4 protein-coding genes and 2 pseudogenes are annotated in these 3,505 nt (G+C 67.6%); 4 read left to right on the plus strand and 2 right to left on the minus strand.

Annotated features, from left to right (window positions below):
* Positions 1-210, plus strand: a 210-nt coding sequence (locus tag J0695_RS31420) for a hypothetical protein (protein WP_206967827.1), incomplete at its 5' end; no start/stop codon positions are given.
* Between the two features lie 135 nt (positions 211-345).
* Here J0695_RS31420 and J0695_RS31425 read toward each other — a convergent pair.
* Positions 346-939 (minus strand): hypothetical protein, encoded by a 594-nt coding sequence (locus J0695_RS31425; RefSeq protein WP_206967829.1) that lies wholly within the window; start codon positions 937-939, stop codon positions 346-348.
* A gap of 168 nt (positions 940-1,107) precedes the next feature.
* Here J0695_RS31425 and J0695_RS31430 point away from each other — a divergent pair, with 168 nt between their 5' ends.
* From J0695_RS31430 to J0695_RS31440, 3 genes and pseudogenes are all read left to right on the plus strand, one after another.
* On the plus strand, positions 1,108-1,356 hold the full coding sequence (locus J0695_RS31430; RefSeq protein ID WP_206967831.1) for a hypothetical protein: 249 nt from the start codon (positions 1,108-1,110) through the stop codon (positions 1,354-1,356).
* 329 nt (positions 1,357-1,685) lie between these two features.
* A pseudogene (locus tag J0695_RS31435) lies at positions 1,686-1,881 on the plus strand (IS5/IS1182 family transposase); the annotation flags it as partial.
* A gap of 141 nt (positions 1,882-2,022) precedes the next feature.
* Entirely contained in the window at positions 2,023-2,673 is a 651-nt protein-coding gene (locus J0695_RS31440) for a carbonic anhydrase (RefSeq protein ID WP_206967833.1), read from the plus strand.
* 194 nt (positions 2,674-2,867) lie between these two features.
* Here the strand turns inward: J0695_RS31440 and J0695_RS31445 are convergent.
* Positions 2,868-3,444: pseudogene (locus J0695_RS31445) on the minus strand (YihY/virulence factor BrkB family protein).
* Between the last annotated feature and the right edge of the window lie 61 nt (positions 3,445-3,505).

The raw sequence follows: 3,505 nt of genomic DNA on the forward strand, positions 1-3,505 counted from the left end.
CAGCGCGACCGGGGTCGCGGGCGTCGTACCGACATCGTCCGCGACCACCAACTGCCCACGGAGCGGGACCTACAGACGATCGTCACCGACGCCCGCGACCCCGGTCGCGCTGCGCGGGCGGCCTCGGCTTCCTGCTGGTCGTACTGGCGAGCACCGGTCAGGACATCGCGGGTTGGGGCGGTGAGGGGGGCGAGCAGCCGCCGCGCGTAGGAGTCTCTGGCCCTCCATCGGGCGGCGCACTGCTGGACCGTGACAAGTGGGCAGGTCGGCGATACGGGAAGGATGCGGATGCTTTGAAGGTGGGCGTACTACATCGCTTGGCCCGCCGGTCCGCTGTCCCACGGCTCATTTCCAGCCGGCCCGGCTGATAGCCCGGACCAGGACAGGGCCTGCCAGGTGCCTTCGGCACTGCGGTCGACGATCACGACACCGGTCGCCGCCGTTGCCGTCCACGGTGTCGTCGCCGCGCTTGGGCGTGGCCGGGTCGTTCAGGCCCCAGGAGTAGCCCTGCCCGTCGGTGGAGGCGGTGTCCAGGGTGCAGGTCACCGCGCCGGCCGCCTTGGTCGTCCAGGTGTCCTGGCCGTAGGTGGCGCAGGAGACGGCGGGTGCGGCCGGCAGACCGGTGTTCATCACAAAGGTGGTGTAGCCCGACCAGGGTCCGTAGTCGGTGCCGTCATAGGCACGGGCGCGGTAGCGCAGATGGACACCGGCGGGGAAAGCACTGGCGGCGGGGACGACCAGGGTGGAGGTGGATCCGGAGGCCACCGTCTTAACGTACGCCGCATAGGCGTAGGCCGGGTCGGCCGTGATCTCGTACTGGCCCTGGGCGTTGTCACCGTCCGTGTCGGTGACCTTCGCTGAGAAGGACGGGGGCAGCGAGGACCGGCTCCCGCCCCAGATGGCACACCACCCGACTCCCGCGCCCCAACCTGCCCACACAGCACCTCGGCGCCACTCGTCATCGCACCTCAAACCACCAAAACGTTGCGGCTGTTGGCCATTGGCGTCAGAGAGGTCGATCACGGCGGGTAACCCTTCGAGTCGCCCTGTGTGGTTGGTCGCCGTAGCGTGGCAAATGTCCGCATTCGTTCGATAGGGAGTTTGACCGTGAAGAAGACCCTCGCCCGCGTCCTTTCCGTCGCCGCCCTTACGGCCGCCGCGGTGATCCCTCTGGCCGGTGCCGCTGAGGCTGCCACCCCCACGCAGGCGACCGTGGCCGTGGCGGGTGCCCCGAGTGACGACGACTGGGGCCACGACGGATGGCACCACCATGGCTGGGACCACAACTGGGACCACGGCTACGGCGGCGTCGGGATCGGGATCGGCCTGGGCATCGGCCTTGGTGTACTGCTCTGAAAACAGCATGCGACAAGCGTGAAGACCGGTACCCCCGCTGCCCGGGCGTCGTCAATCGCCCCGGGCAGCGGTGTGCCGACCGTGGTGAGGCGACATTGCCCGGAGCGCTCATATACCCACGGACAGCGATAGGGAGCTTGTCAGCCTGCGGGGGGCCAGCCCTGGGTGCGGGTGGCGGTCACGGCGTCGTGTTCGGCGGTGGCGCAGAGCGTTGAGGGTGGCGTGGCGGAGGGCGGCCAGGGCGGTGAGCCTCTCTTCGACGGGAGGGTGGTGAGGTGGTCGGTGGCCTGCTGGAGGCATCCGTCCACAGGGTCTTGCTCGTGGGCGCCAGATCCGGCGAGGAACTGCCCGACTGGAAGCGGGCGCACAACTGCTCGAACAGGTCAGGTTCGTGCTCGATTCGAGCACGTCTTCGCCCGGATGAAGACCTGGAAGATCTTCCGTGACTGCCGCCTCAAGGGTGACGGCGTCCATCTCGCCTTGCCTGGCATCGCCCGCCTGCACAACCTCAGCTGCGCCGGATAGACGCCCGGTGATGACGGGAGGCTGCCTCGCTCCTGTCACGTCAAAGATTATTTACGGGACAAATATTCGTTTCCCATACCCGCGCATTGTTCTGAGTACCCCGGCGCAGTTGTGAACTGGGCCTCCTCGTAGCCTGCGGTCATGACTCACGCGAAGCCCTTGACTTCGTCCGAAGCATTCGAACTACTGCTGGCCGGCAACCAGCGGTTCATCGCGGGGGCGCCGCAGCACCCGAATCAGGACGCCGTGCGCCGCGCCGAGACCGCGCCCGGGCAGCAACCGTTCGCTGTGCTCTTCGGCTGCTCCGACTCACGGCTGGCCGCCGAGATTATCTTCGACCGGGGACTCGGTGATCTTTTTGTGGTCCGTACCGCAGGCCATGTGGCGGGGCCCGAGGTGTTGGGCAGTATCGAGTACGGGGTGAGCGTGTTGGACTGCCCGCTGGTCGTGGTGCTGGGCCATGACTCATGTGGCGCGGTCGCGGCCGCTCGTGCCGCCCTGGACGATGGCGTCAGCACAACTGGGTACGTGCGCGACGTGGTGGAGCGCGTCACTCCCAGTGTCCTGTCGGCCCGCGCCTCCGGACTCACCCGGGACGACGACATCATCGCCGAGCACATAAGGCACACTGTCGACCTGCTCATGGATCGCTCCCGAGTGCTCGCCGACCAGGTGACGGCCGGACGGACGGCCGTGGTGGGCCTTTCCTACCAGTTGGCAGACGGCAGTGCCCGACTCGTCACGACCCGCGGCCTGCCATCAGAAACGCATGGCTCGGACCTTGTCGTCTGAACAGTTCCGACTCTGACGACATGGACGGAACAAGCGCGTAGCTGGAGATGATGGTCGGCTTCGATGGTGACGTGACCTGAAGCCATCCTGGAATGACCGAGGTCAGCAAGGAGAGAGCTCCGAGGCCGGCGCCAGGCGGCGAATGTACGTGGCCGCCAGCTCGGTGGCGTAGGACTTCCTGAAGTCCTACGCCTTCAGTCATGAGGCGGACAGGTCGTGGACGATCGCGGCAGCGGTCTGGGGGTGCTCGGCCGGTGCTTGCCGAGTTCAGCTGTGAACTGGGCGCCGGCGAGCACGGCGAGGTTGGACAGCCAGAGCCAGATCAGGAAGACCACTATCCCGGCAAGTGAGCCGTAGAGACGGTTGTAGGTGCCGAGCAGGGTGGTGTAGAGGGCGAAGGCGCCGGAGACGGTCAGCCACAGGGTGGCGGCCAGGATGCCGCCGGGCAGGCTGTGGTGGTCTCGGCGTGCCGGGGCGGGGCCAGTGTGGAAGACGACGAGGACCAGCGGGCGAAGGTCCAGATGAGCGCTACGGCCGCGTCGAGGTGCAGTCTGCGGCCCAGGTCTTCGGCGATCGGTCCGCTGAGCACCAGCCCGAGGGCGCTGACGACCAGCAGGGCGAGCAGGGCCAAGGCGGTCAGCATGATGCGGTGGGCCCAGCGGAGTGCTGGGTGAGCATCTGGTGGAGCACGGTGAGGATGGCGTAGTAGGTCAGGGCGGCTGCGTGGTCGGCGATGTCGTCGTTCCACATCGATACCGGGGTCCGGCGCAGTGCCGTTGCCCAGGTACGGGTGGGGTGAGCGGGGTCGAACTGGTGTGGCTTGGCGGGGGGT

The organism is Streptomyces beijiangensis (assembly GCF_017315755.1).
GTDB lineage: Bacteria > Actinomycetota > Actinomycetes > Streptomycetales > Streptomycetaceae > Streptomyces > Streptomyces beijiangensis.